Consider the following 26,348-nt stretch of genomic DNA (forward strand, 5'->3'; position numbering starts at 1 on the left):
TAGCGACGCATGCCTGAAGACCCTTCCTGCATCATTGTCATCCCTTGTCTCAACGAGGAGCGCCACATCGGCGCCTTGCTCGACCAGCTCCGGCCGGCTGCAGAACGCCTCGGGGCGCGCATCATCGTCGCCGACGGCGGCAGCCGCGACGCGACCCGTGCCATCGTCGGCATGGCTGCGCTGGAAGACGCCAACGTGGTGATGATCGACAATCCGGGGCGGATCCAGAGCGCGGCGCTAAACCTGGCCGTCGAGATCTTCGGTGAAGGCGTCGATTATCTGATCCGCATCGACGCGCATGGCGGCTACCCCGACGACTATTGCGATTGCCTCATCGAGGAAGCCCGTGAGACGGGGGCCGATTCCGTGGTCGTCTCGATGCTCACCAAGGGCACCGGTCTGCTGCAGCAGGCCGCCGCAGCCGCGCAGAATTCCAAGCTTGGCACCGGCGGCTCGAAGCACCGGCATCGTTCGTCGGGCGAGTGGGTCGATCACGGCCACCACGCCTTGATGCGCGTGAACGTGTTTCGGGATCTCGGTGGGTACGATGAGAGCTTCAGCCACAACGAGGACGCCGAGTTCGACCATCGCCTGCGCCAGGCCGGCTGCAAGATCTGGATGAGCGGCCGGACGCGCATGACCTATTACCCGCGCAACTCGCTCGTCGGCCTCTATCGCCAGTATTTCGGCTACGGGCGCGGCCGCGCCAAAAACGTGCTCAAGCACCGGGTTGCGCCCAAGCTCAGGCAATTGGCACCGTTGATGGTTGCGCCCGCGGCTTCGCTGGCGCTGCTTGCGCCGCTGCACGCGGTCTTTGCCGCACCGCTTATGCTGTGGGCGGCGACCTGCCTCGGCTATGGCCTCATGCTTGGCCTGCGTACGGGAGCTCCCAAGCGGGCGCTCGCCGGCATTTCGGCCATGGTCATGCATTTCGCCTGGTCGCTGGGCTTCTGGCTGCAACTGCTCGACGCCGGAACGAGAGGCAGGGCCGCATGATGATTGCCGCCAGCATAGACATCTGCGTCTGCACCTTCCGGCGACCGGCTCTCGCCGAGACGTTGCGCTCGCTTGCCGCCATGGAAATGCCGGCGGGCTACCGGATCGGCGTGATCGTAGCAGACAACGACGACGGGCCCAGTGCACGCGCGCTGGTGGACGAACTCGCTGCTCAGTTGGCGCTGCCGATCAGCTATGTCCACTGTCCGGCACGCAATATCTCGATCGCCCGCAACGCCTGCCTGGAGGCGAGCTCCGCCGACTTCGTCGCCTTCATCGACGATGACGAGAAGGCGACGAGCCAGTGGCTCGCGCGCCTGGCCGAGACCGCGGAGGCAACCTCCGCCGATGTCGTGCTCGGGCCGGTCCGGGCACGCTACAGTTCGACCGCACCGCGCTGGATGCGCACGGGCGATTTCCACTCGACCTACCCGGTCTTCGTCTCGGGGCAGATCCGCACCGGCTACACCTGCAACGTCCTGCTCAGGACGAAGGCTGCGAGCATCGCCGGCCGGCGCTTCAGCCTGGCGCGGGGCCAGACGGGCGGCGAGGATACCGAATTCTTCGACCAGGTCTTCGAGGCCGGAGGGGCCATTGCCTATGCCGCGGACGCATGGGTGGAGGAGCCGGTTCCCGCTACGCGCGCGACCCTCGGCTGGCTCACCAAGCGCCGCTACCGCGTCGGGCAGACGCATGGCAGGCTGCTGGCTTCGAAGACCTCTGGCATGTGCCTGATCCCGGCATTTGCGCTCGCCTCGGCCAAGGCGGGCTATTGTTTCTTCGCGGCCGGCATCGGCGTCTTTCGGCCGGTTGGGCGCAGCCGGAGCCTGCTCAGGGGCGTCATGCATGTCGGCGTGTTGAGCGGGCTGATCGGCGTGCGCGAAATCCGCCTCTACGGCAGCGAAGGAGGCCAGCGTGCAGCCTGACATCAGCTTCGTCATCGCGGCGTACAATGCGGAAGCCACGCTCGTCCGCGCCGTGGACAGCGCCCTGGCCCAGAGGGGCGTTTCGGTCGAGGTGATCGTGGTGGACGATTGCTCCTCGGACGGGACGCTGGCGGTGGCGCGGTCCTATTCCGACGACCGCGTGCGCGTCGTGCCGCTCGAACACAACGGCGGCCCCGGCGCGGCCAGGAACGCCGGGCTCGATGCGGCCCGCGGGCGCTGGGTGGCGGTGCTCGACTCCGATGACTCCGTGTTGCCGGACAGGCTCGCGACGATGATTTCGCGCGCCGAAGTCGAAGATGCAGTCATGGCTGTCGACAATCTCGTGGTGATTCGAGCGGACGGCACCGCCCCCGAGACGATGTTTGCCCCAGGCCAGCTCGAACAGTTCCCGGAACTCACCTTGGCCCGTTACATCGACGGCAATCTGCTGTTCGAAGTCACGTTCAATTTTGGTTACATGAAGCCGATATTCTTGCGAGGATATCTGGATCACAACCACCTCCGCTACGACGAAGACCTGCGCATCGGCGAGGATTTCATCCTGCTGGCCAGCGCCCTCGCCAGGGGCGGCCGATGTGCCGTCGAACCCTCCGTAGGCTATGCCTACCATATCCGCAGCGGCTCGATTTCGCGGGTTCTGGAGCTTCGCCATGTCGAGGCGATGCAGCGCGCCGATGCCGTTTTCGAGCGTGTCAACAGGCTCGACGGAGAGGCGCGTCAGGCGTTCACGCGCCGCACTCGAAGCCTGAGTAGGGCTGCCACATTCCTGTCATTGGTTCAGCACATCAAGTCGCGGTCGCCGCTCAAGGCGATGCGGACGGCTTTGCGCGACCCGTCGGCGATCCGCCATTTGCGGATGCCGATCGCGGTACGGTTGCGGCGGGTCGCGGATCAGTTCGCGGGTCGGCCGGGCAGGTGAGGCAATTGCCTGTCCGCACGGCCAGACGAAAGACGAGGAGACTATAGTGATCGATAGGAAAGGCACGATGAAGAAAGTCAGGAAGGCGGTGATACCTGTTGCGGGTCTCGGAACGCGGTTCCTCCCGGCCACCAAGTCGATGCCGAAGGAGATGCTTCCGGTCGTCGACCGGCCGGTGGTGCAATATGCGGTCGACGAGGCGCTGGAGGCGGGCATCGAGCACATTGTCTTCGTGACCGGCCGCAACAAGGCGGTCATCGAAGACTATTTCGACCTTCATCCCGAACTGGTCGGCACGCTCGAACAGGCCGGCAAGGTCGAGCAGATCAAGTCGCTGGAAAGCCTGCTGCCCGTGCCCGGCGCTACCAGCTTCACGCGCCAGCAGGCGCCCCACGGCTTGGGCCATGCGGTGTGGTGCGCCCGCGACATCATCGGTGATGAGCCGTTTGCGCTGCTCTTGCCCGACATGGTGTCGTTCGGAAAGCGCGGCTGCCTTGCCGAGATCATGGAGCTCTACGAGCAGACCAGTGGCAACGTGATCGCGGTCGAGCAATGCGATCCCAACGAGACGAACAAGTACGGCATCGTTGGCAAGGGCCCGGACGTCGGCGCTGGTTTCGAGGTGACCGCGATGATCGAGAAGCCCGCCCCGGCCAAGGCGCCTTCGAACTACTACATCAACGGCCGCTACATCCTGCAGCCGGAGATCTTCCAGCTGCTCGGCACGCAGACGCGCGGCGCCGGTGGCGAGATTCAGCTCACCGACGCGATGGTGCGCCTCGCCGCCGGCCAGGCCTTCTTCGCCAGGCCCTTCCAGGGCCGCATGTTTGATTGCGGCTCGAAAGAAGGCTTCATCCAGGCGAACGTGGCCTTTGCGCTGAAGCGGGCCGACATCCGCGACTCGGTGCTCGATGCGATCCGCGACATGGTCGCCGAGCAGGATCACGTCGCCGCCGCCTGAGTTCGCCAATCATCGAGGGCGGCCGCTCGCGGCCGCCCTCGATTCCGTTTCGGCAGTGCTGTAGGCACGCCAGCTTGCAACTAGAATGCGTGGCTGAATGCGGCTTCGCCCAGAACCCTTCGAGCGACTGTTCGCTCAAGCAAGAACTGGAACGCAGATGAACTACGCCAGCTTCCCTTTCAACGGCCGTGTTGCGCCTGCTTCCCAGGAAGCAGGGGAGGCGAGCGACTTCATCGATCTCGAGCGCCTTCTTGCCATGGCCAAGCGCCAGGCCAGGGTGGTCGGCATCGGCGCGCTGGTCGGACTGCTGTTCGGGCTGGTCTACCTGCAGACCACGCCGCCGACATTCACCGCCATGACCCGCGTCCTCATCGACGAGGGCATGAACAAGATCGTCGACGAGGTGTCGGCAACGCCGGTCAACATGCAGACCGACGCGGCCATCCTCAGCCAGATCGAGATCATCAAGTCGGCCCGGCTGGCGGCAGTCGTGGTGGAGAAGCAGAAGCTGGACAAGAACCCCAGCTTCATGCAGCCGCCGCAATCGCTGGTGTCTCGGCTGTTAGGCTATGCGCGCGGTGTCGTCCAGATGTTCCGCTCGCGTCCGGACATCGCCGCCGGTGGGCCGGAACTGACCGAGGCCCAGCGCAAGGCGGCGGCAGATGCGGCCCTCAAGGAGCAGGCCGTGCAGACCCTACAGGCCAATGTCATGGCCGAACGCCTGGGCCGCAGCTACGTCATATCCATCGCCTATCGCTCGAATGATCCGCAACTGGCGGCGGCCATCACCAAGGCCTATGCCGATGCCTTCGTCTCGGACCAGCTCGACGCCAGCTTCGATGCCACCGAAAAGGCCGCCGTCTGGCTCCAGGGTCGGATCGAGGAACTGCGCGTGAGCTCGCAGGCGGCGGCTCTCGAAGTGGAGAAATTCCGCGCCGCAAACGGCCTGACCGCGGCGCGCGGCGAGACGATCGCCGAGCAGCAGCTTTCCGACCTGAACGCGCAGCTCATCCTTGCCCAGGCGGACTCGGCAAAGGCGCGCGCCCGCTACGAGCAATATCGCATCATCGTCGAGAGCGGGCCGAAAGCAGCCGTTAGCAACTCGACCCTGTCGGCGGAGGATCCGGGAAACCCGGTCATCTCGGAGCTGAAGAAGCGCTACGCCGCCGTGTCGAAACGCGAGCAGGAAATCTCGTCCGGCTTCAGCGCGGACCATCCGCAGGCGGTTGCGCTGCGCAAGGAACAGGCGGATCTCGCCAACCAGATGTTCCGCGAGCTCAGCCAGCTGTCGGAGACCTATCGCAACGAGTACGAGGTGGCGCAGTCGCGGGAGACCGCGCTCCGCGACAGCGTGGCAAAGGCCACGGGCCAGAACTCGGACGCCAACCAGGCCCAGGTTCGCCTGCGCGAACTGGAGCAGCAGTCGACCGCCCTCAGCACGCTCTACCAGACCTTCCTGTCTCGCTACGAGGAGGCCTCGCAGCAGCAGTCGTTCCCGATCGCCAAGGTGCGCGTGATCTCCGAGGCGACCATGCCGCGTGGGCCATCGAGCCCGCGGACGTCCCTGGTGCTCGGTCTCTCGCTGGTGCTGGGGTTGATGATGGGATCGGCATTCGGCGCGCTCAACGAATTCAACGAGCGCTTCTTCCGGACCGCCGACGACGTTCGCCAGCGCCTTGGCGTCAAATTCCTGGGATACCTGCCGCTGATCGGCGCGTCCGACGACAAGAAGAGCAAGGCCAAGGACGGCAAATATGTCAAGGATGGGGCTCCGGCGGAGCCGCCGACGAAGGTCTCGGCGGCTGCCGACAGGCGGGCACGCATGCGCATCGCGGTCGATTCACCTGCCTCGATGTTCGCCGAAACGTTGCGCAACACGAAGATCGCCGCCGACGTCGTGCTGCAGGACGCCGGCAGCAAGGTGATAGGCGTCATCTCGATGCTTCCGGGGGAGGGCAAGTCGACGGTGGCGGCCAACCTGGCCGGGCTGCTCGCGAACAATGGCGCAAGGACGTTGCTGGTCGATGGCGACCTGCGCAATCCGGGCCTCAGCCGCAGCCTCGGCATCGACGCGGACCAGGGGCTGGTGGAGGCGGTGGTCAACGACCAAGGCTGGCAATCGGTGGTCAAAGTCGACCGTCAGTCGAAGCTGGCCATCGTTCCGGCTGTCGTGCGTGGCCGCTTCTCGCATACCAGCGAGCTGCTCTCGTCGGCGCGCATGCGCCGCTTCATCGAGGAAGCAAAAGGGACGTTCGAATACATCATCGTCGACCTGCCGCCGCTCGGCCCGGTCGTCGACGCCAAGGCGTTCGCGCCGCTCGCCGACGGCTTCGTGCTGGTGGCTGAGTGGGGTGCCACGCCGCGCCCGCTGGTGCGCTCCGCCCTCAATGCCGAGCCCCACATCGCCAACAAGATTCTCGGGCTGGTGCTGAACAAGGTCGATCTCAAGCGCCTGCCGAGCTACGGCGCCTATGGCGGGTCCGAGCAGTTCCTCGGCCAGTATTCGAGCTACTACATCGACAAGAGCGAAGCCAAGGTGAAGGCTGCTTCCTGAGTCCGTTCGGCGATCAGCGCCGGCGCCGTCATTGCTTGGTCTTGAACCGCACGGCCTCTTCCGAACCGCGCGTGGCATCGCCCGCGCTGTAGGAATGCGCCCCGGAGCCGGCAAGCTTGCCGCCGTCGACGATCAGATATTCTTCCCGGATCGGGCGGCCTTCGAACCAGCATTCCAGGATCTCGCGCGTGCCTGCCGCATAGCGCGCCTGGGCTGACAGCGACGAACCCGAGATATGCGGCGTCATGCCGTGGTGCGGCATCGACCGCCAAGGATGATCCTTGGGGGCCGGCTGCGGGAACCAGACATCGCCGGCATAGCCGGCAAGCTGGCCGCTCTCCAAGGCACGGGCGACGGCGTCGCGATTGCAGATCTTTCCGCGAGCGGTGTTCACCAGATAGGCCCCGCGCTTCATGCGGGAGATCATCTGCTCGTCGAAGAGGTTCTCCGTTTCCGGATGCAGCGGGGCATTGATGGTCACCACGTCGCAGATGCCTATCATCGAGGCAGCGTCTGCGTGGAAGGTGACGCCGAGCTCAGCCTCGACCGCGGCGGGCAGCCGGTGGCGATCGGTGTAGTGCAGCTTCACGTCGAAGGGCTTCAGGCGGCGCAGAACGGCGCTGCCGATACGGCCGGCGCCGACGGTACCGATCTGCATGCCCTCGACGTCATAGGAGCGAGCCACGCAGTCGGCGATGTTCCAGCCGCTGCGGACGACCCAGTCGTAGGACGGGATGTAGTTCCGTACCAGCGACAGGATCATCATCACCACGTGCTCGGAAACGCTGATCGAGTTGCAGTAGGTCACCTCGGCCACCGTGATGCCGCGCTCCATCGCCGCTTCGAGATCGACATGATCCGACCCGATGCCGGCAGTGATCGCAAGCCGCAGCCTGCCGGCCTTGGCGACGCGCTCCTTGGTGAGGTACGCCGGCCAGAAAGGTTGCGAAATCACGATCTCGGCGTCGACGAGTTCCCGCTCGAAAACGCTGTCGGGGCCGTCCTTGTCGGAGGTGACGACGAGGCTGTGTCCCGCATTTTCGAGGAATGTCCTCAGGCCGAGTTCGCCCGACACGCTGCCGAGCAGGTCTCCGGGTGCGAAGTCGATCGCCTTGGGGGTAGGCAGTGTCTGGCCGCCGGGATAGCGATCGAGCTTCGGCAGGCCGTCGCGGGCATAGGATGCCGGGTAGCCGTCGACCGGATCATCGTAGAGGACGCAAAGAACCTTGGCCATGTTTCATCTCCCTTCGTCTGGCAGCGACGAGGAAGATCCTGACTGTCGACGCGTCCGGGAGGGGCGGTGTGTTTCGAGAGACCGCAGGGCCTGCGACCCGCTCCTGGCACTTCCTCGGCTGGAAAGCTGTGCGCTCTTCCCAGATAGATGGAAGGGCGGGGCGTCGTTTCAAGATACGGCGGCCGCGCCTTGGCAAAGGCCCCGCAACTAGGAGTACAGAAGGCGACCGCTCTTGCCGCCGACCCGCACCGCCGTCAGCCGGCCGGTCTTGAACGCACCGGTGTCGATGTCCAGCCGACGCCCGTCGAGGCGAGGGCGCTCGATCGGTGTGTGGCCGTGGATCACCCAGCGGTCGAGGCGACGAGATGCTTCGAAGAAGTCTTCCCGGATATAGAGAAGATCGGTCTCTTCCTGCTCGAGCAGCGGTACGCCCGGCCGGATTCCTGCATGTACGAAGACGAACCGGTCCGAATAGGCGAGGATCGGCAGCGATCGCATGAATTCGACGTGCTCGCGGGGAAAGTTGGCGCGGATGTAGCCGTCGAGCCTGGCGCTGCTTCCATAGATCTCGGCGAGATGCTCGGGGTCGATGTCGTAGGAAAACAGCGTGCTGCGCGCCCCAGTGGCCAGCCATGCGTCGAGCGATATCCTGCCGTCGAGATAGTCGAGTGTCTGGGTCTCGTGATTGCCGACTAGGCAGATGCGCTCGAAGCCGTCCGGCGGCGCAGCGAGCAGATGATCCAGGACCTTCGCCGAGTCGGGTCCGCGATCGATATAGTCGCCGAGCATGATGATGAGCTTTCGCCCGGGCAGCCGTGCCGCGTCGGCGACGATTTTTTCCTCCAGCGAGCGCAGTTCGCGGTAGCAGCCGTGCACGTCGCCCACCGCGTAGGCGACGGTGTCGGCGAGGTTCAACCGGAGGCGCTCGCGTTGCCCCTGCCGGTCGGGTGTTCGGAATTTCAACAGACTGTCGACCTTGTTCGAGCGTTGTCGGTTGCCGCAAGTCTATCGCCCGTCATGCTCCCGATGGCAATCTCTGCTGCGAAACAGCAGGGTGCAGTGTGTTCGTTGGGCTGCAAGATTGCGTCGCGCCAAGCCTCCGCCGGGCGCCGGTCATCCCACAAAAATATGCGGAGCGAACTGTGCTGCCTGTGCGTGAATCGTTTTCGACAATGGCGAAACATGCCGCATGACGACGAAAGCGAAGCGCCAAATTGAGCGACTCAGCTATGCTGACAGGCAGCTAAACCTGAGGGAGCCGAAGCTCCCGACCGATACAATCTTGCGATGCAGGCCTCCCCGAAGAAAGCGGTTCCATCCGATCAAATCGTGTTTCCAACGTCGCGCCACGGTGCTGCGTTAACCATTGGTTAACCATCAATCCATAGGCATCGAAGCAACGGAAAATTAACCAAGATGACCAGAGTGCTAACAGACACGCGTCCGATCCGCCTCAAGGGCCGCTCCTTCCTGGCGCTTACGCTCTCGCCGGATCTGCCCTTCGACGAATGGCTCGATCGGCTCGATGACCTGTCAGGGCGTTCTGCGGGCTTTTTCCTCGGGCGCCCCATCGTTCTCGATGTCGAGAACCTCGACATCACCCGGACGCAGCTGGCGGACCTGATCAGCGCGCTCGCTCAGCGCAACGTCTGGATCATGGGGATCGAGGGCGCTCGTCCCTCGCTGCTGGGCCCAGGCATGCCCCCTGCCATGAAGGGTGGCAGGCCGGCTCCCGATTTCGAGGCGCCGGCGACCGAAACGAACGGGCAGGTCGCTTCTCCGGCGCCTGCGCTGCCGGCCGAGACCCAGATGGTCCGGCCAGTGCAATCAATCATCATCCATGAGCCGGTGCGGTCCGGCCAGTCGATTGTCTTTCCGGAAGGCGATATCACCATTCTGGGGTCGGTCGCCTCGGGTGCGGAAGTCGTCGCCGGCGGATCGATCCATGTCTACGGGGCATTGAGGGGGCGGGCCTTGGCGGGCTCGGTCGGCAATGCGTCGGCCCGGATCTTCTGCCGGAAGCTGGAAGCGGAGTTGCTGGCGATCGACGGCCTCTACATGACCGCCGAGCACATGGACCGCAAGCTTCGCGGTCAAGCCGTCCAGTTCTGGCTCGATGGCGATGCGATCATGGCGGAACTTCTAAACTGAAACGGCGGCAGACCGGAGGACAGGAGAGCGAGATGGCGAAAGTAATCGTGGTTACATCGGGCAAGGGCGGCGTCGGCAAGACGACCTCGACCGCGGCCCTCGGAGCGGCGCTGGCGCAGCGGAACGAGAAGACCGTCGTGGTCGATTTCGACGTCGGTCTGCGCAATCTAGACCTCGTAATGGGGGCCGAGCGGCGCGTGGTCTATGACCTGATCAACGTCATTCAGGGCGACGCCAAGCTGCCGCAGGCACTGATCCGCGACAAGCGCCTGGATACGCTACACCTCCTGCCGGCATCGCAGACCCGCGACAAGGATAACCTGACGCCGGAAGGCGTCGAGCGGGTGATCGGCGAACTCAAGCAGTCCTTCGATTGGATCATCTGCGACAGCCCGGCCGGCATCGAGCGCGGCGCAACCCTGGCCATGCGCCACGCCGACATCGCGGTCGTCGTCACCAATCCGGAGGTCTCGTCGGTACGTGACTCCGATCGCATCATCGGCCTTCTCGATTCCAAGACCGAGCGGGCAGAGCGCGGCGAGCGGGTGGAGAAGCATCTCCTGCTTACGCGTTACGATGCTAACCGCGCCGAGCGCGGTGACATGCTGAAGGTCGATGACGTCCTCGAGATCCTGTCGATCCCGCTGCTCGGCATCATTCCGGAAAGCATGGACGTCCTGCGCGCCTCCAACTTGGGCGCACCGGTAACGCTTGCCGACAACCGCAGCGCGCCGGCTCTCGCCTATCTCGACGCGGCGCGCCGGCTTGCCGGCGAATCGCTGCCGGTAACCATTCCGGGCGAGAAGCGCGGCCTGCTCAGCAAGATTTTCGGGCGGAGGGCGGCGGCATGAGCATCTTCAATTTCTTCAACAAGAAGAGTTCGGCGCCGACCGCACGCGAGCGGCTGCAGGTGCTGCTTGCGCACGAGCGGGCGACCGAGGGACACTCGGACCTCGTGGCGGTCCTACGTGAGGAAATCCTCGCCGTCATCGCCAAGCACGTCCAGATCGATCGCGACAAGGTCAATGTGAAAATGGACCGCGGCGAAAAGGTATCGACGCTCGAGGTCGACATCGAGATCCCGCTCAACGCGCGTGTCCGCGCTGCTGATGGCACTCGACCCGGCGGCAGCGCCGCTACCGCCAGGCCGGGCCAAAGGAGGACGGCATGACCCGAGCGGAACTGCTTGCAAGGCTTCAGGAACTCCAGCAGATGCCCAAGTTCCAGAACCGCGACATCTGCACGATCAGCGCGGTGCTCTCCAAAGAGGCGCTGACCAGGCACGTGGAGGTCTGTGAAACGGCCGCCGGCGCGCTGAGCCGGACGGACGGGCGATAAGCCGAGATCGAACTTGCGGCACGAGGTAATTCCTGGCCCTCGTCACTTCGTTCCAATGCCTTCAACGATCGCCTGGGCCAGCGTCTCTGCAGCGTCCTGATCGGGCAGTATGCCGATATAGGCGCCGGAAGGAAGCAGCAGCGTGCCCTCCATATGCGCGGGGGCGTCGCTGCCAGGCACAGTCGACGAGCGGATGTCGGTGCCAAACGACCAGTTGGCGAAGCCGGCATTGTCCAATAAGACACCAGTTCCATAAGATAGATTATGCGAGGCGCGCACATCTGCACGCACGTCACTGTTGCATTTCCAAACTGCCGTCGCCCAGCCCTCTGAATCAATCATCCGTGCCGCCTACTCTTCAAAGCGGCCGGTGGCGTCACGATCGCGCTCGTATCGTCTGGCGAGCGGAAACGGCGGCAACCAGGACTCGCGACGGACGGTCCAGAGTTCGTAGGTTGGCATCAGTTGGTCAGGGGCATCCAGGGATCCCAGGCTCACTTCTATTTCGTCTGCGGTGCGTGCGAAAACGGACGAGCCGCAGCGGGGACAGAAAAATCGCCCGGCGTAGTCGCGCGTTTCGCCATCGATCGTCACCGCATCCTGCGGGAACACCGCGGAAGCGTGAAAAAGAGCCCCGTGATGCTTGCGGCAGTCGAGACAGTGACAAAGGCCGACCCGGTATGGGCGGCCCAATGCCACAATACGGACGTTGCCGCACAGGCAACCGCCGGTGAAACGGTCCATGCTGCGTCTCCTCCAGGATCAGCGGTCGGAACGTTAACAATGAACCTCGTCGGGCGTCCATGAAAGATACGCCAGCCTTGCCTGCTGCAGCTTTGCAGCGTCGAGAAGGAGCGTGCCGACCGCGACGGAAGCGCCGCTCGGGCGCAAGCCGGTCGGGGATGCGTAAGCCTGATCGGAGGGCGGTCCAGTAGGTGTTCGATCCCGGTATCTGCCGGAGCTGTTGCGGATGAAACATTGCCAGTGAAGTTGTTTCTGAAATACAATCCATTACTGTAGTATGACCGTGGCCAATAGCCAAAGGTTATGATGAATTCGAGTGGAGCAGACTGCGAGTGCTTCGGCAAATGCCTACAGTCGCCTCCTGAAACGAACGATGCATTGTGCATCCCTGTGCTCACGAAGTTGTGATGAAACGCTAACGGATGAAAAACTGTCGGGGACCAGACTGTCTTTCATGAAGTCCATGTATCTGGCTCGGTCGTTGTTGGGGCTGGTCGTCGTACTGGCGCTGTCGCTGCATTTTGCGGCGCCAGCGTCGGCCGCGGTCCTGAGCACGGCGCCAGCCAAGCACTCGGTGATCGAGACGGGCGGATGCGGTCAGGCCGGGCCCTTCAATCCCCCGCCCGCTTCGGGATGCCATTCCGTGCATGCCTTCACCGGTATCATCCAGTTCGGCGCGCCCATGCAACTCCGCGAACATAGCCAACCGCCGGCTGCACTAACGCTTGCCGGCATCGAACCTGTCAGAGACGACCGACCACCCAGCTACGAGGCGCTCTCCTAGCCTTTTCGCAAAATTCTCTCTCACAGGTGCATCATGATAAATCGTCGTTCCCTCATGCTCGGGGTGGCTGCTCTGTTTGCGGCGCCGTCCGTGGCCACAGCTCAGAAGGCGAAGGCCAAGGCCTTCGTCCTCGACCCGAAGTTCCAACCGCAACTAGTGGATTTCGAACCGCAATATTCTCCGGGAACAGTTGTGGTCGATCCCAAGAACCGGTTTCTCTATCTGGTGGAGGAAACTGGGGTCGCCCGCCGCTACGGGGTTGGCGTCGGCCGCGCCGGCCTGGCCTGGTCGGGAACGGCCGAAGTCGCCCGCAAGGCGAAGTGGCCGACCTGGACACCCACCAAGAACATGATCAAGCGCGATCCGGAGAAATACGCCAAGTATGCCGATGGCGTTCCGGGCGGACAGTCCAATCCGCTGGGTGCGCGAGCCTTGTATCTCTACCGCAATGGTCGCGATACCTACTATCGCATCCATGGCACCAACGAACCCTGGACGATCGGTCGGGCAGTGTCGAATGGCTGCATCCGCATGACCAATGAGCACGTCCAGGATCTCTACGAGCGCGTGCCGGTTGGGGCGACGGTCGTGGTGCTGAGCTGAGGTTTTGCCAACGCCTGCCCGCCAGCGCTGACGCCGCTGGCGAGCTTGGCATTGGAACCTGACTCCTCACCCGTCGGTGACGACGGCATCCATCGGTATGTCGTGAGCCTGCGGATAGATGGTGCGGATGCGACTTTCCGCATAGCCGATGCCGATGGCGAGCGGTCGCTTCGGCGTGGCCGCGAGCGTGCGGTCGAAGAAGCCGCCACCGTAACCCAGCCGGTAGTTTGCCGCGTCGAAGCCCACGACCGGGGCGATGACGACGTCGGGCTGCACGGCAGGACCATGGGCGGGCACGAGGATGTTCCAGACGCCGCGCTCGAGCGGATCGCCCGGCGCCCAGCCACGGAATTCCAGCGGCCATGCCTTCCTGATGACGACCGGCAGGGCGATTCGGCCGCCCCGGGCGATGACACTGACGGCCCAGTTGCGAAGATCCGGCTCGCCGCGGAACGGCCAATAGACGCTAATGAGCCGCCCGCCCACCTTGCCGATGGCCAGGTCGAGAGCCGAAGCGATCCTTTCCGACCTGGCCTTTCGCTCGTCCGCGCCGACGGTCAGGCGCTGGTCGATCAGGCGCGCTCTTTCCACCTTCCGCCAGCCTGCCACTTCGGGCCAGTTGTCCTTGTGGACCGGTGCAGTGTCCGGGCCCGGCTCGAATTCGTGCATGTAGCATGGCGGGGACGCATATTCGGCTGGCTCATGGGGCGAATCGTTCTTGTCCGACATCGTGTTCCCTCTCCCGTAGCAGCACGACGATAGCATCGCCTCGAGAGGCTGGGCCGATCCAGGCCGGAAGGCAAACGGAATTAAATGCTGGATTACTGCAAAAAAATTGCACTTAATCGGTACCATGGATATCGATCGCGCACGCACGTTCCTCGAAATCGTCCAGGGCGGCAGCTTTCTCAAGGCTGCCGAGCGCCTGCATGTGACGCAGACTACCGTCAGTGCGCGGATCCGCACGCTCGAGCAGGAACTCGGGCGCCAGCTGTTCGTCCGCAATCGAAGCGGCGCGCAACTGACGGCTGCGGGGCGGGACTTCGAACGCTATGCGCAGTCTTTCGTGCAGGTTTGGGAGCGCGCCCGCCATCAGCTTGCCGTCCCCTCGGGGCGCACGAGCCTGCTGGCGATTGGCGGCGAGCTGAGCCTGTGGAATCCGCTGCTGCTCGACTGGCTGGTCTGGATGAGGCAGGCAAGCCCGGAGATCGCCATCCGCGCCCATGTCGGGGTCCCCGACCAGCTGCTCGACCAGCTGCGTACGGGCGTGCTCGATATCGCCGTGCTCTACGCGCCGAAGCTGTTGCCCGGTTTCAAGGTCGAGATCCTGCAGGAGGAGCAACTCGTGCTGGTCAGGACCACTTCGAAGCAAGGCAGGCGGGACCCGGCGGAGAACTATGTCTATGTCGACTGGGGCCCGACATTTGCCGCCCAGCACGATGCCGGGTCCAATCCGTTCGGCGAGCCCGGCCTGTTCGTCGGCCTCGGCCCGCTCGGCCTGAACTACATCCTCAGGGCCGGGGGCATGGGCTATTTTCGCAGAGGCATCGTCGCGCCGCTGGTCGCGGCGGGCGAACTCGAGCGGGTCGAAGGCGCGCCGGAATTCACCTATCCGGTCTATGCCGTCTATCCCGAGGCGATCGAGGCGCGGTCCGACCTGCAGGATGCATTGCTCGGTCTGCGGCGGGCCATGCACGAGGCCGACTGACACGCCTGTCGCTTTCGGAATTATTGGCGACGGGACGGTCACCACCGGAGACGCTTGCGGCTCTGACTTTGTTGGGCGCCGTCCGGCTCTGTCTATTCCGAGATCAGTGCCCTGGTCAGAGGGTGCCTTGCATCCGCGAGCCCGTCGATAACGCTGAAATGATGACGGTCGGGCTCGACCACCGCTGACGTTGTGGCGCCGAGGCCGGTCCAGATACTGGCGAGAAGCTCGTTCTGGCGTAGGAACTCGGCCCGCTCGCCGCCGCCGACCCAGCAGGTGATGCGTGTGCCGGCAACCGGCCGCAGCAAGGCCGGGCTCTCGGCCAGCGCCTCGGCCTCGTCGATATGGAGCGTCTTGTTCATGCCGGTGTTCATCAGCGGCCTGAGGTCATGGACACCGGACAGCGAGACGACATGGCGAATGCGCGAAAGCACATCCGAGCCAAGTGGCGAGCCCGACGCGACCATGCGCGACACCAGGTGCCCGCCGGCGGAATGGCCGGTCAGCATGATGGGTCCATCGACCAGCGTGGCCGCCTTGGCAATGGCCGCGCCGACTTCGCGCACGATGTCGCCGATCCTGGCCTCGGGGCACAGCGTGTAAGACGGCATGGCGACGGCATAGCCGCTGTCTACCGAGCCCTTGGCGAGATGCGACCAGTAGCTCTTGTCGAGCGCCATCCAGTAGCCGCCGTGGACGAAGACGACGAGGCCTCTGGCCTTGTCTGCGGGCAGGAAAAGATCGAGCCGATTGCGCGGCCGCTCGCCGTAGGCGACATCGAGCTGAGCCCGGCTCACAGCCGCCAATCTGTCGCGAAATCCCTTGGCCGGCTCCACCCACGCCGCCGGCCAGCGGTCGCCGCCAGCGATATTGGCGCCGTTGGTGTAGGCATTGTCCCAATCGGCGATATGACGTTCGAGCACCGGCGCCCTCCTCTGGCGGTATCGTTCGTGGAGCACAGAAATGGCGGGCGTGCCGGCCGGCGTCAATGTACCAGCGGCCAAAAACTTTAGGCTTGAAATAAATTTGGTCTGATGCGATGCTTGGCCATCAGTGAGAATGGGAGGTCTCGCTGCGCCGAAAGCCGGTCAAATCGTCGACTGTGCGAAGGGTGTCGCCGGAATGCCGGCTTGGCCTGGAACCGGTGCTCGATCTCCCCTCAAAAATTCAAGAACGCAAGCGCGGCGATGCGGTCGTTGCGATGGGCAATATAGGGGGCAGAATGCTTGGACCGTCAGCGCATACCGACACGTTCACGCGCGACAACCTGCCCCCTCAGGGTCAGTGGCCGGATTTCCTGCTCGACGGCTTCCAGTATCCCGACCACCTCAATGCCGGCGTCGAACTGACCGACAGGTTGGTCGAAAGAGGCTTCGGCGATCACACCGCCCTGATCGGCAATGGCCGCCGTCGCACCTACAAGGAGCTGTCGGACTGGACCAACCGGCTGGCGCATGCGTTGGTTGAGAATTACGGCGTAAGGCCGGGTAATCGCGTGCTTATCCGTTCGGCCAACAACCCCGCCATGGTTGCCTGCTGGCTCGCCGCCACCAAGGCCGGCGCCGTGGTGGTCAACACCATGCCGATGCTGCGCGCCGGCGAACTCGCCAAGATCGTCGACAAGGCCGAGATCACGATCGCGCTGTGCGACACGCGCCTGATGGACGAAATGGTGGCCTGCGCCAAGGACAGCAAGTTCCTCAAGAAAGTCATCGGCTTCGACGGCACCGCCAACCATGACGCCGAACTCGACCGCATCGCCCTCGACAAATCGGTGATCTTCGAAGCTGTGAAGACTGGCCGCGACGATGTCGCTCTGCTCGGCTTCACCTCAGGCACGACGGGCGTGCCGAAAGCGACGATGCATTTCCATCGCGACTTGCTCATCATCGCCGACGCCTATGCCAAGGAGGTGCTCGAGGTCACGCCCGACGACGTGTTCGTCGGCTCGCCGCCGCTGGCCTTTACCTTTGGTCTCGGCGGCCTCGCCATCTTCCCGCTGCGCTTCGGTGCTGCAGCCACGTTGCTCGAGCACGCGACGCCGCCGAACATGATCCACATCATCGAGACCTACAAGGCGACGATATCGTTCACTGCCCCCACCGCTTACCGAGCCATGATGAAGGCCATGGACGAGGGCGCGGATCTCTCCTCGCTGCGCGTCGCCGTCTCCGCCGGCGAGACCCTGCCGGGGCCGGTGTTCGAGGAATGGACGGCCAAGACCGGCAAGCCCATCCTCGACGGCATCGGCGCCACCGAGATGCTGCACATCTTCATTTCCAACCGTTTCGCCGACCGCAAGCCGGCCTCCACCGGCAAGCCGGTGGGCGGCTATGAGGCGCGCATCGTCGATGCCGACATGAACGAGGTGCCGCGCGGCACGGTCGGCCGGCTTGCCGTGCGCGGCCCGACCGGCTGCCGCTACATGGCCGACGAGCGCCAGCGCGAATATGTCCGCGATGGCTGGAACCTGACGGGCGACGCCTTCTTCCAGGACGTCGACGGCTTCTTCCATTTCGCCGCCCGCTCCGACGATATGATCGTCAGCGCCGGCTACAACATCGCGGGCCCCGAGGTGGAGGCAGCACTGTTCTCGCACCCCGACGTCGCCGAATGCGCCGTCATCGGCACAGAGGACGGCGAGCGTGGCCAGATCGTCGAGGCCTATGTCGTTCTGGTCGAAGGGATCGCCCGCGACGGCGAGACGATCAAGCGCCTGCAGGACCATGTCAAGGCGACGATCGCGCCCTATAAGTATCCGCGCTCGGTGAAGTTCATCGACGCACTACCCAAGACCCAGACCGGCAAGATCCAGCGCTTCCGGCTGCGTGCGGAGAAGGCAAATTGAGCAAGCCCTACGATCCCGCGGCCGAGGGTGCGCAGATGTCGTTCAAGGACCGCATGTCCTACAGCGACTACCTGCACCTTGAGAAGGTGCTGGACGCGCAGGCGCCGCTGTCGACGGCCCATGATGAGATGCTGTTCATCATCCAGCACCAGACATCGGAGCTGTGGATGAAGCTGGCGTTGCACGAGATCGGCGCCGCCATCCGCTCGATCCGCGCCGACAAGCTGGAGCCGAGCTTCAAGATGCTGACGCGTGTGTCGCGTATCTTCGAGCAGCTCAACAGTGCCTGGGACGTGCTCAGGACGATGACGCCGAGCGAATATACCGAGTTCCGCAACTCGCTCGGCCAGTCGTCGGGCTTCCAGTCCTGGCAGTATCGCGCCATCGAGTTCATGGCCGGAAATCGTAACCTCGCCATGCTGCGCCCGCACGCCCACGAGCCGGAGCTGACGGCGCGGCTGGAGGCGATCCTGGCTCAGCCGTCGCTCTATGACGAGGCGATCCTTTTGCTTTCCCGTAGCGGCTTCGATGTCGGCGCCGAGGCGAAGAAGACCGACTGGCGCGAGACGCGCAGCGAAAGCGAGGAGGTGCTGGCCGCCTGGCAGACGATCTACCGCGAGCCGCAGCGCTACTGGATGTTCTACGAACTGGCCGAGAAGCTGGTCGATTTCGAGGACTACTTCCGCCGCTGGCGCTTCAATCACGTCACTACGGTCGAACGCATCATCGGTATGAAACGCGGCACCGGTGGAACGTCCGGCGCTTCGTATCTCAAGAAGATGCTGGAGGTTGAACTGTTCCCCGAACTCTGGAAAGTTCGCACCCGGCTCTGAAGCTTTTTGAATTTCAATTAAAACACTGGGAGGGAGAACCTGATGAAGAAGATTATTGTGGCCGGCATCTTCGGCCTCTCGATGGCGGCGTCCAACCTAGCCCATGCCGAGCCGGTGAAGATCGGCGTCATCACCACGCTGTCGGGTGGCGGCGCCGGCCTTGGCGTCGACATGCGCGACGCTTTTACACTCGCCATGAAGAAGTCGGGCAACAAGGACGTCGAACTCGTCATAGAGGACGACGCGCAAAAGCCCGAGATCGCCGTGCAACTGGCCGAGAAGATGATCCAGAGCGACAAGGTCGACCTGCTCACCGGCATCATCTGGTCGAACCTCGCCATGGCGGTGGTGCCGAACGCGGTGGCGCAGGACATCATCTACCTGTCGCCCAATGCCGGCCCGTCGGTCCTTGCCGGCGCCAAGTGCAATCCGAACTACTTCAACGTCGCCTACCAGAACGACAACTTCCACGAGGCGATGGGGCAATACGCCAACAAGGACTACAAGAAGACCTTCATCCTCGCCCCGAACTATCCGGCCGGTAAGGATTCCTTGACCGGCTTCAAGCGCTACTACAAGGGCGAGCTGGCCGGCGAGATCTACACCCAGGTCGGTCAGACCGACTATGCCGCCGAGATCGCCCAGATCCGCGATTCCGGCGCCGACTCGGTGTTCTTCTTCCTGCCCGGCGGCATGGGTATCGCGTTCATGAAGCAGTACGCCCAGTCGGGCGTGAAGATCCCGGTCATGGGCCCGGGCTTCTCCTTCGATCAGGACATCCTGCCGGCGGTGGGTGACGCGGCCCTCGGCGTCAAGAATTCGGCCAGTTGGTCCAAGGATCTCGACAACGCCGCCAACAAGGAATTCGTCGAAGCCTTCCAGGCAGAATACAAGCGCCTGCCGTCGGTCTATGCCGCCCAGAGCTGGGACACGGCCAACCTGATCCTGTCGGCGCTCGGCAAGGCCAGCGTCAAGGACAAGGACGCATTCCGCGCAGCACTGAAGGCCGCCGACTTCAAGTCGGTGCGCGGTGACTTCACCTTCAACACCAACAACCACCCGATCCAGAACATCTATGTTCGCGAAGTGGTGAAGGAAGGCGACGTGTTGACCAACAAGATCGTCGGTACCGCCTTCGAGAAGCGCGGCGACGCCTACGCCGAGCAGTGCAAGATGTAAGTTCCCTTCTCCCCGCCTGCGGGGAGAAGGTGCCCCCGCAGGGGCGAATGAGGGGCGGCGCATACGCCCGGACGTCCGAGCTGCCCCTCACCCTTGACCTCTCCCCGCAGGTGGGGAGAGGGGGCGTCTTCGTCGCACATTTCCCAGCCAGCGAAAGTATCCGCTTGTCCATCGCACTGCTCATCGAGCAACTTCTCAACGGCCTGCAGCTCGGGGTGATGCTGTTCCTGATGGCAGCCGGCCTGACGCTGATCTTCGGCGTGATGGGGCTGATCAACCTCGCCCATGGCTCGCTCTATATGGTCGGCGCATTCGCCTGTGCGGCGGTCGCGGCCGCCACCGGCTCGTTCTGGATCGGACTCGTCGCCAGCCTGATCGCCGCCGCCGCGGCCGGTGCGATCGTCGAGGTGACAGTCATCCGCAGGCTCTACGACCGCGACCATCTCGACCAGGTGCTCGCCACCTTCGCGCTGATCCTGATGTTCTCGGAAGGAACGCGCTGGCTGTTCGGCTCCTTCCCGCTCTACCTCGACATTCCGCCCCTGCTGCAGGGAGCGGTGCCGCTGCCCGGCGGCGGCCAGTACCAGCTCTATCGCCTCGCCATCATCGGCGTCGGTATCGTCGTCGCCATAGGGCTCTACCTGCTGATTTCGCGCACCCGGCTCGGCATGCGCATCCGCGCCGGCGAATCCGACCGCGAAATGATCGCGGCCCTCGGCGTCGACATCCGCACGCTCTACACCGTCGTCTTCGCACTGGGTGCCGCCCTTGCCGGCCTCGCCGGCGCCATGGTCGGCGCGCTGCAATCGGTGCAGGTGGGCATGGGCGAGCCTGCCCTCATCCTCGCCTTCGTCGTCATCGTCATCGGCGGCATCGGCTCGATCAAGGGCGCGCTGTTCGGCGCCATCCTGGTCGGCGTCGTCGACACGATGGGCCGCTTTCTTTTGCCCAAGGCGCTGGCGCTCGCCATGCCCGCGGCCGAGGCCGGCCCGATCGGCGCGGCCCTCGCCTCCATGCTGATCTACATCGTCATGGCGCTCATCCTCGCCTTCAGGCCGAGCGGCCTGTTTGCGGCGCAGTCGTGAGGCGGCCATGACCAACGCACCTTTCATGACCCGCGAAACCATCATAAACGCGCTGCTGGCGCTGTTGCTGCTCGGCTTTCCGCTGGCCGCGCAGGCGATGGGCGAACCCTTCTACATCACGCTCGCCACCCGCATCGCGGTGCTGGCGCTCGCCGCCGTCGGCCTCAACATCGCGCTCGGCCTCGGCGGGCTGGTGTCGTTCGGCCACGCCGCCTTCTTCGGCCTTGGCGGCTATGTTGCCGGCATCCTGGCGACGCATGCCTTCAACGCCGAGCCGATGCTGTTTGGTTTCGAGGGCACGACCTCGATGCCCGCCATCTGGCTGGCGGCAATCGTCGTCTGCGGGCTCATCGCCCTGCCCATCGGCGCGATCAGCCTGCGTACGGCTGGCGTCTACTTCATCATGATCACGCTCGCCTTCGCGCAGATGATCTACTACTTCGCCGTCTCCTGGCCGGCCTATGGCGGCGAGGACGGGCTGTCGATCTATGTGCGCAACGAGTTCCCTGGCCTGAACACGGCGCAGCCCCTGCCCTTCTTCCTGATCTGCTACGTCCTGCTGCTCGCGGCACTCGCCCTGTTCTGGATGCTGCGCGGCTCGCGCTTTGGGGCAGCTCTCGAAGCAGCCCGGCAGAATCCTGTCAGGCTGTCTGCCGTCGGCATCGCCCCCTTCACCATCCGCCTTGTCGCCTTCGTCATATCGGCGATGGTCACGGGCGTCGCGGGCGCACTCTTCGCCGACCTCAACAAGTTCGTGAGTCCGTCGATGCTGTCCTGGCAGATGTCGGGCGAGTTCATCGTGCTGATCATCCTCGGCGGCAAGGGCCGGTTGTTCGGCCCGGTCGCCGGCGCCATGCTCTATGTGCTGATCGAATATGCGCTGGGCGGCATCACCGAGCGCTGGCAGTTCTTCCTCGGGCTGATCCTCCTCTGCGTGGTGCTGTTCGCGCGCGGCGGACTGCTTGGGCTTTTGGCCGGAAAGGCGCGTCATGGCTGAGCCGGTCCTCGAAATCAAAGAGCTGCGCAAGACCTTCGGCGCGCTGAAGGCGACCGACGGCGTCAGCCTCACCCTCATGCCAGGCGAGATCCATGCCCTGATCGGGCCAAACGGCGCGGGCAAGAGCACGCTGATCCACCAGATCTCCGGCTCGATCCGCCCCGACAGCGGCACCATCCGCTTCCTCGGCCAGGACATGGCCGGGCTCGACATGGCCGCCCGCGCCCGCCTCGGGCTCGGCCGCAGCTTCCAGATCTCGTCCCTGGCGCCGGAATTCTCGGCAATGCGCAACGTCATGCTGGCAGCGCAGGCGCGGCAGGGTTCGAGCTTCCGCTTCTTCAAGCCCGTCATGGGCGACAGGAGCCTGACCGGACCTGCCATGGCCATGCTTGAGCGCGTCGGCCTGGCCTCTCGCGCGCATCTGCCGGCGGCGGAATTGTCGCATGGCGAACGCCGGCAACTCGAGATCGCCATTGCACTGGCGCTGGGTTCGAAGTGCTTCCTGTTCGACGAGCCTATGGCCGGCATGGGACCGGAAGGCTCCAAGGCACTGACGGCGTTCCTCGACGGCCTGCGCCGGGAAGCGCCGATCCTTCTGGTCGAGCACGACATGGACGCCGTATTTGCGCTCGCCGACCGCATCTCGGTGCTGGTCTATGGCCGCGTCGTTGCCACCGGCAGTGTCGACGAGATCCGCAACGATCCGGAAGTCCGCCGCGCCTATCTCGGAGAAGCCGCGTGAGCCTGCTCGAACTCAAGGGCATCGAGACCTTCTACGGCGCATCGCAGGCACTGTTCGGTGTGACGCTCGACGTGCGCGAGGGCGAGGTCGTGGCGCTCATGGGCCGCAACGGCATGGGCAAGACCACGACCATCGGCTCGGTGCTCGGGCTGGTGCGCCCGCGCGGCGGCTCGATTCGCTTCGGTGGTCGCGAGATTTCAGGCCAGCGGCCGCACCGCATCGCCCGCCTCGGCCTCGGACTGGTGCCGGAGGGGCGCCGCTGCTTCCCCAACCTCACCGTGTTCGAGAACCTCGTCGCCGCCGCCCGCGGCAACGACTGGACCTACGACAAGGTGGTCGACCTGTTCCCCCGCCTCGGCGAGCGCCGCGACCAGTATGCCAACACTCTGTCGGGCGGCGAGCAGCAGATGCTGGCCATCGGCCGCGCGCTGATGACCAATCCAAGCCTTTTGATCCTTGACGAGGCGACCGAAGGGCTGGCGCCCGTCATCCGCCACGACATCTGGGCTGCCATCCGCACGCTCAAGGCAGCCGGCCAGTCGATCCTGGTGGTCGACAAGACGCTGTCGGAGCTTCTGCCCGTCGTCGACCGCTGCTTCGTGCTGGAGAAGGGCGTGACGGTGTTCGAGGGCACGCCCGAAGCGCTGACGCCCGACATCCAGGACCGTTATCTCGGCGTATGAAAAAGGGCGGCCAGTGCCGCCCTTTTTTGATTTCCATTCGACCTGAGGTCAGGTTACCGCCGACTTGACGGCAAAACGGGCGTCCTTCCAGGTGCCGGTGCGCAGGATGTCCTCCAGCACCTCGACCGCCTGCCAGACGTCCCTGTAGCCGATATAGAGCGGTGTGAAGCCGAAGCGGACGGTGGCTGGCGCGCGGAAGTCGCCTATGACGCCGCGCTCGATCAGCGCCTGCATCACCGCATAGGCGTTCTCGTGCTCGAACGACACCTGGCTGCCGCGCCTGGCACCATCGCGCGGGCTTTCGAGCTTGAGCCCGTAGCCGGCGCACTTCGCCTCGACCAGCTGGATGAACAGGTCGGTCAGCGCTATGCTCTTGGTCCGCAGCGCCTGCATGTCGACGTCGTCCCAGATGTCGAGTGCGCCCTTCAGCGCCCGCAGCGACAGCACGCCCTGGGTGCCGCACTGGAAGCGGCGGATGCCGGCGTCACCCGCATAGCCCTGCTCGAAGGCGAAGGGCCGGGCATGCCCCCACCAGCCGCTGAGCGGCTGCTCCGCCTTGCCGAGATGGCGCGCGGCTACATAGATGAAGGCTGGCGCTCCCGGGCCGCCATTGAGGTACTTGTAGGTGCAGCCGACGGCAAAGTCGGCATCGCAACGGTCGAGTTCGACCGGCAGGGCACCGGCGGTATGGCAGAGGTCCCAGACCACCAGCGCGCCTGCCTCGTGCGCACGCTTCGTCAGCGCCGCCATGTCGCGCAGCTCGCCCGACTTGTAGTTGACGTGATTGACCAGGACCACCGCGACATGATCGTCGATCAGTTCCTCGATCGTCGGCGCGTCGACGCCCTCAAGCCGAAGCACGGCGCCCGGCCGGGTCGAGACCACGCCTTCGGCCATGTAGAGGTCCGTCGGGAAGCTGCCGCCCTCGGCGACGATGACCTTGCGGTCCGGCCTCAAGCCCATCGCCGCGTGCAGCGCCTTGTAGATGTTGATCGACGTCGTGTCGGCGACCACGGTCTGGCCAGGTGCCGCGCCGATCAGGCGGCCGATGCGGTCGCCGAGCTCGACCGGCATGTCGAACCAGCCGGCCGTGTTCCAACTGCGGATGAGGTCCTTGCCCCATTCCTCGCGGGCCGCCTTTTCCAGTTCGGCATAGGCGGCCGGCGAGGCCGCCCCCAGCGAATTGCCGTCGAGATAGATCAATCCTTCGGGCAGGACGAAGCGGTCGCGCATGGAACGCAGGCTGTCGGCAGCATCCATCGCCTCGACAGCGGCGAGATCCGGAATTCCAGTCATGATACAGGCAATCCTCGATTATTCGCGGACGGTTTCTCGGGCCGGTGCCGGGCCGCGGCTGCGGCGCAGGCTGGGCAGAGCCAGCATGGCGAGCACGAACAGGCCGGTGGCCAGCTTGAGATCGGGGGGCGGCATGCCGGCGGCCAGGCAGAGCGAAACCAGCTGGTAGTAGACGATGGCCCCGACGAAGGGTGCCGCGAGTTGGCGGAACACGGTCTGCTTGCCGACGATCGCTTCGCCGATCATCAGTGCGGCGAGTCCGTTGATCAGGATGCCGAGGCCCATGTTTACGTCGGCGAAGCCCTGAGACTGCACCATCAGCGCACCGCCGGTAGCGGAGAAGGCGCTGGCAAGGCCGACGCCGCCGATGGTGGCGACCCAGACATTGATCCCCTGCGCCTCGGCCATGTCGGGATTGGAGCCGACGGCGCGGATGGCCGTGCCCTTCTCGGTCTTGAAGAACAGGTTGAGCAGCACGAAGACGACGGCGCCGATCAGGCCGGCAACCATGATCTTGCTCGCCGGGAAGCCCGGCTGGACGAACGGCGCCCAGTCGAAGACGGTGGGCGCGCCGAAGACGGACAGGTTCGACTTGCCCATAATCCTGAGATTGATGCTGTAGAGCATCGTCATCATCAGGATGCCGGCGAGCAGCGTGTGGATGCGGAAGCGCAGGTGGATGAAAGCCGTGCAGCAGCCGGCGAGGAAGCCGGCGATGATGGCCACCGCGATCGCGGTCAACGGCGAGGCCCCGGCGGCAAGCAGCACGCCGCAGACGCAGCCGCCGAGCGGAAACGCGCCCTCGCTGGTGAGGTCCGGGAAGTTGAGCGTGCGGAACGGGATCATGATGCCCAGCACCACGAAGGCGAGGATCAGACTCTGCGCCAGCGTGACGGGGATCAGCGAGACGAAGCTCGAGAAGATGGTCTGGATGAAGTCCATGGTGATCAGCTCGCCAGCAGCATGCGGTCGGTCTTGACGGCGAAGTGGCCGATCAGGTCGGGAACCGTGACCTTCGTCTTCTCCTCGCCGGTGATCTCGAGCCGGAGCTTGCCGGCATCGAGCATGATGACGCTGTGACCGAAGTCGACGGCGTGCTGCATGTTGTGGGTCACCATCAGGGTGGTGAGCTTCAGCGCGTCGACGGCACGCACGGTCGCCCGCATGACGATGTCGGCGGTGCGTGGATCGAGAGCCGCCGTGTGCTCGTCGAGGAGGAGTAGTTCAGGCTGGCCGCCGACGGCCATGATCAGCGACAGCGATTGGCGCTGCCCGCCGGAGAGAAGTTCGACGCGGGTGTCGAGACGGTTTTCGAGGCCGAGGCCGAGCAGCGACAACCGCTCCTGGTAGTCGGCAAGCCGCTTGGCGTTGAGGCCCTGGCGCAAGGTGCGTTTCTTGCTGCGCAACTCGGCGAGCAGCATGTTCTCGGCCACCGTCATGGACGCTGCCGTGCCCTTCATCGGGTCCTGGAACACGCGGGCGAGCCGCATGGCGCGCTTGTGCACCGGCATGCCGGTGACATCGTCGCCATTGATGATGACCTGGCCGGAATCGAGCACCAGCGCGCCCGAAATGGCATTGAGCATGCTGCTCTTGCCGGCGCCGTTGGAACCGATGACCACGCCGAACTCGCCCGTGGCGAGCTTCAGGCTGAGGCCGTCGAGCGCGGTCTTCTCGTCAGGCTGGCCCTTGTAGAAGACTTTACGTGCAGATCGGATTTCGAGCATCCGTCCCTCCCGAAATGGC

General features: G+C 64.6%; 28 protein-coding genes. 19 read left to right on the forward strand and 9 right to left on the reverse strand.

What is annotated here, in order from left to right:
• The first annotated feature begins 9 nt into the window (after positions 1–9).
• The 5 genes from AmiPiv_RS09695 (at position 10) to AmiPiv_RS09715 (ending at position 6,377) form a co-directional block, all read left to right on the forward strand.
• Entirely contained in the window at positions 10–996 is a 987-nt protein-coding gene (locus AmiPiv_RS09695; RefSeq protein WP_340037182.1) for a glycosyltransferase family 2 protein, read from the forward strand.
• Complete coding sequence (locus tag AmiPiv_RS09700) at positions 996–1,922, forward strand: glycosyltransferase family 2 protein (RefSeq protein ID WP_445206937.1); 927 nt, start codon at positions 996–998, stop codon at positions 1,920–1,922. Before AmiPiv_RS09695 ends, AmiPiv_RS09700 begins: the two co-directional genes overlap by 1 nt.
• Complete coding sequence (locus AmiPiv_RS09705; protein ID WP_340037184.1) at positions 1,912–2,862, forward strand: glycosyltransferase family 2 protein; 951 nt, start codon at positions 1,912–1,914, stop codon at positions 2,860–2,862. Before AmiPiv_RS09700 ends, AmiPiv_RS09705 begins: the two co-directional genes overlap by 11 nt.
• Positions 2,863–2,929: 67 nt before the next feature.
• Complete coding sequence (locus tag AmiPiv_RS09710) at positions 2,930–3,823, forward strand: UTP--glucose-1-phosphate uridylyltransferase (protein ID WP_340037185.1); 894 nt, start codon at positions 2,930–2,932, stop codon at positions 3,821–3,823.
• 157 nt (positions 3,824–3,980) lie between these two features.
• Positions 3,981–6,377 carry a polysaccharide biosynthesis tyrosine autokinase gene (locus tag AmiPiv_RS09715; RefSeq protein ID WP_340037186.1) on the forward strand — a complete coding sequence of 799 codons (2,397 nt, stop codon included), beginning with the start codon at positions 3,981–3,983 and terminating at the stop codon, positions 6,375–6,377.
• Between the two features lie 28 nt (positions 6,378–6,405).
• Here the strand turns inward: AmiPiv_RS09715 and AmiPiv_RS09720 are convergent, their stop codons facing one another.
• Positions 6,406–7,611 carry an NAD-dependent formate dehydrogenase gene (locus AmiPiv_RS09720; protein WP_340037187.1) on the reverse strand — a complete coding sequence of 402 codons (1,206 nt, stop codon included), beginning with the start codon at positions 7,609–7,611 and terminating at the stop codon, positions 6,406–6,408.
• Positions 7,612–7,818: 207 nt separating this feature from the next.
• Positions 7,819–8,577, reverse strand: coding sequence for a metallophosphoesterase family protein (locus AmiPiv_RS09725; protein WP_445206938.1), 759 nt, complete (start codon positions 8,575–8,577; stop codon positions 7,819–7,821).
• Positions 8,578–9,027: 450 nt separating this feature from the next.
• Here AmiPiv_RS09725 and minC point away from each other — a divergent pair, with 450 nt between their 5' ends.
• From minC to AmiPiv_RS09745, 4 genes are read left to right on the forward strand one after another with little or no spacing between them, the layout of a single operon-like run.
• Positions 9,028–9,762: a septum site-determining protein MinC gene (gene minC, locus AmiPiv_RS09730; RefSeq protein ID WP_340037189.1), complete on the forward strand. Its 735-nt coding sequence runs from the start codon at positions 9,028–9,030 to the stop codon at positions 9,760–9,762.
• A 32-nt stretch (positions 9,763–9,794) separates the two neighbouring features.
• A complete protein-coding gene (minD, locus tag AmiPiv_RS09735; protein ID WP_340037190.1) occupies positions 9,795–10,613 on the forward strand; it encodes a septum site-determining protein MinD in 819 nt (272 codons plus the stop codon).
• A complete protein-coding gene (minE, locus tag AmiPiv_RS09740; protein WP_340037192.1) occupies positions 10,610–10,933 on the forward strand; it encodes a cell division topological specificity factor MinE in 324 nt (107 codons plus the stop codon). Before minD ends, minE begins: the two co-directional genes overlap by 4 nt.
• Complete coding sequence (locus AmiPiv_RS09745; protein WP_340037193.1) at positions 10,930–11,100, forward strand: hypothetical protein; 171 nt, start codon at positions 10,930–10,932, stop codon at positions 11,098–11,100. Before minE ends, AmiPiv_RS09745 begins: the two co-directional genes overlap by 4 nt.
• 42 nt (positions 11,101–11,142) lie before the next feature.
• On the opposite strand, the gene AmiPiv_RS09750 is transcribed toward AmiPiv_RS09745, so the two are convergent.
• Positions 11,143–11,442, reverse strand: coding sequence for a hypothetical protein (locus AmiPiv_RS09750; protein ID WP_340037194.1), 300 nt, complete (start codon positions 11,440–11,442; stop codon positions 11,143–11,145).
• A 9-nt stretch (positions 11,443–11,451) separates the two neighbouring features.
• Positions 11,452–11,844 carry a GFA family protein gene (locus tag AmiPiv_RS09755; RefSeq protein WP_340037195.1) on the reverse strand — a complete coding sequence of 131 codons (393 nt, stop codon included), beginning with the start codon at positions 11,842–11,844 and terminating at the stop codon, positions 11,452–11,454.
• A gap of 454 nt (positions 11,845–12,298) precedes the next feature.
• Here AmiPiv_RS09755 and AmiPiv_RS09760 point away from each other — a divergent pair, with 454 nt between their 5' ends.
• Positions 12,299–12,628 carry a hypothetical protein gene (locus tag AmiPiv_RS09760; protein ID WP_340037196.1) on the forward strand — a complete coding sequence of 110 codons (330 nt, stop codon included), beginning with the start codon at positions 12,299–12,301 and terminating at the stop codon, positions 12,626–12,628.
• Between the two features lie 54 nt (positions 12,629–12,682).
• Positions 12,683–13,231: a L,D-transpeptidase gene (locus AmiPiv_RS09765; RefSeq protein WP_340037317.1), complete on the forward strand. Its 549-nt coding sequence runs from the start codon at positions 12,683–12,685 to the stop codon at positions 13,229–13,231.
• Positions 13,232–13,297: 66 nt separating this feature from the next.
• Here AmiPiv_RS09765 and AmiPiv_RS09770 read toward each other — a convergent pair whose 3' ends face one another.
• A complete protein-coding gene (locus AmiPiv_RS09770) occupies positions 13,298–13,960 on the reverse strand; it encodes a 5-formyltetrahydrofolate cyclo-ligase (RefSeq protein ID WP_340037197.1) in 663 nt (220 codons plus the stop codon).
• A 124-nt stretch (positions 13,961–14,084) separates the two neighbouring features.
• On the opposite strand from AmiPiv_RS09770, the gene AmiPiv_RS09775 reads away from it, so the two are divergent.
• Complete coding sequence (locus tag AmiPiv_RS09775; RefSeq protein WP_340037198.1) at positions 14,085–14,939, forward strand: LysR family transcriptional regulator; 855 nt, start codon at positions 14,085–14,087, stop codon at positions 14,937–14,939.
• Positions 14,940–15,031: 92 nt separating this feature from the next.
• Here the strand turns inward: AmiPiv_RS09775 and AmiPiv_RS09780 are convergent, their stop codons facing one another.
• Positions 15,032–15,862: an alpha/beta hydrolase gene (locus AmiPiv_RS09780; protein ID WP_340037200.1), complete on the reverse strand. Its 831-nt coding sequence runs from the start codon at positions 15,860–15,862 to the stop codon at positions 15,032–15,034.
• 299 nt (positions 15,863–16,161) lie between these two features.
• Here AmiPiv_RS09780 and AmiPiv_RS09785 point away from each other — a divergent pair, with 299 nt between their 5' ends.
• The 7 genes from AmiPiv_RS09785 (at position 16,162) to AmiPiv_RS09815 (ending at position 23,306) form a co-directional block, all read left to right on the forward strand.
• A complete protein-coding gene (locus AmiPiv_RS09785; protein ID WP_340037201.1) occupies positions 16,162–17,787 on the forward strand; it encodes an AMP-binding protein in 1,626 nt (541 codons plus the stop codon).
• 35 nt (positions 17,788–17,822) lie between these two features.
• Positions 17,823–18,620 carry a tryptophan 2,3-dioxygenase gene (gene kynA / locus AmiPiv_RS09790; RefSeq protein WP_340037319.1) on the forward strand — a complete coding sequence of 266 codons (798 nt, stop codon included), beginning with the start codon at positions 17,823–17,825 and terminating at the stop codon, positions 18,618–18,620.
• A 42-nt stretch (positions 18,621–18,662) separates the two neighbouring features.
• Positions 18,663–19,799, forward strand: a complete 1,137-nt coding sequence (locus AmiPiv_RS09795; protein WP_340037202.1) for an ABC transporter substrate-binding protein — start codon at positions 18,663–18,665, stop codon at positions 19,797–19,799.
• Between the two features lie 164 nt (positions 19,800–19,963).
• The gene (locus AmiPiv_RS09800) at positions 19,964–20,884 is read left to right on the forward strand and encodes a branched-chain amino acid ABC transporter permease (protein ID WP_340037203.1); all 921 of its coding nucleotides are present in this window, start codon (positions 19,964–19,966) and stop codon (positions 20,882–20,884) included.
• 25 nt (positions 20,885–20,909) lie between these two features.
• Positions 20,910–21,881: a branched-chain amino acid ABC transporter permease gene (locus AmiPiv_RS09805; RefSeq protein WP_340037320.1), complete on the forward strand. Its 972-nt coding sequence runs from the start codon at positions 20,910–20,912 to the stop codon at positions 21,879–21,881.
• Positions 21,874–22,623, forward strand: coding sequence for an ABC transporter ATP-binding protein (locus AmiPiv_RS09810; protein WP_340037204.1), 750 nt, complete (start codon positions 21,874–21,876; stop codon positions 22,621–22,623). The genes AmiPiv_RS09805 and AmiPiv_RS09810 overlap by 8 nt, the downstream gene beginning before the upstream one ends.
• Entirely contained in the window at positions 22,620–23,306 is a 687-nt protein-coding gene (locus tag AmiPiv_RS09815) for an ABC transporter ATP-binding protein (RefSeq protein WP_340037205.1), read from the forward strand. Before AmiPiv_RS09810 ends, AmiPiv_RS09815 begins: the two co-directional genes overlap by 4 nt.
• Positions 23,307–23,354: 48 nt before the next feature.
• Here the strand turns inward: AmiPiv_RS09815 and kynU are convergent, their stop codons facing one another.
• Genes kynU through AmiPiv_RS09830 form a run of 3 tightly spaced genes read right to left on the reverse strand, consistent with a single transcriptional unit; the run spans position 23,355 to position 26,329 of the window.
• Positions 23,355–24,602 carry a kynureninase gene (kynU, locus tag AmiPiv_RS09820; RefSeq protein WP_340037206.1) on the reverse strand — a complete coding sequence of 416 codons (1,248 nt, stop codon included), beginning with the start codon at positions 24,600–24,602 and terminating at the stop codon, positions 23,355–23,357.
• 18 nt (positions 24,603–24,620) lie between these two features.
• Complete coding sequence (locus AmiPiv_RS09825) at positions 24,621–25,544, reverse strand: ABC transporter permease (RefSeq protein WP_340037207.1); 924 nt, start codon at positions 25,542–25,544, stop codon at positions 24,621–24,623.
• Between the two features lie 5 nt (positions 25,545–25,549).
• Positions 25,550–26,329 (reverse strand): ABC transporter ATP-binding protein, encoded by a 780-nt coding sequence (locus tag AmiPiv_RS09830; protein ID WP_340037208.1) that lies wholly within the window; start codon positions 26,327–26,329, stop codon positions 25,550–25,552.
• Positions 26,330–26,348: the final 19 nt, after the last annotated feature.

This window comes from Aminobacter sp. Piv2-1, from assembly GCF_037625995.1.
Lineage (GTDB): Bacteria > Pseudomonadota > Alphaproteobacteria > Rhizobiales > Rhizobiaceae > Aminobacter.

Coding starts and splice junctions, on each gene's coding strand:
- AmiPiv_RS09695 (WP_340037182.1), top strand. CDS start 10: ATGCCTGAAGACCCTTCCTGCATCATTGTCATCCCTTGTCTCAACGAG.
- AmiPiv_RS09700 (WP_445206937.1), top strand. CDS start 996: ATGATTGCCGCCAGCATAGACATCTGCGTCTGCACCTTCCGGCGACCG.
- AmiPiv_RS09710 (WP_340037185.1), top strand. CDS start 2,930: ATGAAGAAAGTCAGGAAGGCGGTGATACCTGTTGCGGGTCTCGGAACG.
- AmiPiv_RS09715 (WP_340037186.1), top strand. CDS start 3,981: ATGAACTACGCCAGCTTCCCTTTCAACGGCCGTGTTGCGCCTGCTTCC.
- AmiPiv_RS09720 (WP_340037187.1), bottom strand. CDS start 7,611: ATGGCCAAGGTTCTTTGCGTCCTCTACGATGATCCGGTCGACGGCTAC.
- minC (WP_340037189.1), top strand. CDS start 9,028: ATGACCAGAGTGCTAACAGACACGCGTCCGATCCGCCTCAAGGGCCGC.
- minD (WP_340037190.1), top strand. CDS start 9,795: ATGGCGAAAGTAATCGTGGTTACATCGGGCAAGGGCGGCGTCGGCAAG.
- minE (WP_340037192.1), top strand. CDS start 10,610: ATGAGCATCTTCAATTTCTTCAACAAGAAGAGTTCGGCGCCGACCGCA.
- AmiPiv_RS09745 (WP_340037193.1), top strand. CDS start 10,930: ATGACCCGAGCGGAACTGCTTGCAAGGCTTCAGGAACTCCAGCAGATG.
- AmiPiv_RS09750 (WP_340037194.1), bottom strand. CDS start 11,442: ATGATTGATTCAGAGGGCTGGGCGACGGCAGTTTGGAAATGCAACAGT.
- AmiPiv_RS09755 (WP_340037195.1), bottom strand. CDS start 11,844: ATGGACCGTTTCACCGGCGGTTGCCTGTGCGGCAACGTCCGTATTGTG.
- AmiPiv_RS09760 (WP_340037196.1), top strand. CDS start 12,299: ATGAAGTCCATGTATCTGGCTCGGTCGTTGTTGGGGCTGGTCGTCGTA.
- AmiPiv_RS09765 (WP_340037317.1), top strand. CDS start 12,683: ATGCTCGGGGTGGCTGCTCTGTTTGCGGCGCCGTCCGTGGCCACAGCT.
- AmiPiv_RS09770 (WP_340037197.1), bottom strand. CDS start 13,960: ATGTCGGACAAGAACGATTCGCCCCATGAGCCAGCCGAATATGCGTCC.
- AmiPiv_RS09775 (WP_340037198.1), top strand. CDS start 14,085: ATGGATATCGATCGCGCACGCACGTTCCTCGAAATCGTCCAGGGCGGC.
- AmiPiv_RS09785 (WP_340037201.1), top strand. CDS start 16,162: ATGCTTGGACCGTCAGCGCATACCGACACGTTCACGCGCGACAACCTG.
- kynA (WP_340037319.1), top strand. CDS start 17,823: ATGTCGTTCAAGGACCGCATGTCCTACAGCGACTACCTGCACCTTGAG.
- AmiPiv_RS09795 (WP_340037202.1), top strand. CDS start 18,663: ATGAAGAAGATTATTGTGGCCGGCATCTTCGGCCTCTCGATGGCGGCG.
- AmiPiv_RS09805 (WP_340037320.1), top strand. CDS start 20,910: ATGACCCGCGAAACCATCATAAACGCGCTGCTGGCGCTGTTGCTGCTC.
- AmiPiv_RS09810 (WP_340037204.1), top strand. CDS start 21,874: ATGGCTGAGCCGGTCCTCGAAATCAAAGAGCTGCGCAAGACCTTCGGC.
- kynU (WP_340037206.1), bottom strand. CDS start 24,602: ATGACTGGAATTCCGGATCTCGCCGCTGTCGAGGCGATGGATGCTGCC.
- AmiPiv_RS09825 (WP_340037207.1), bottom strand. CDS start 25,544: ATGGACTTCATCCAGACCATCTTCTCGAGCTTCGTCTCGCTGATCCCC.
- AmiPiv_RS09830 (WP_340037208.1), bottom strand. CDS start 26,329: ATGCTCGAAATCCGATCTGCACGTAAAGTCTTCTACAAGGGCCAGCCT.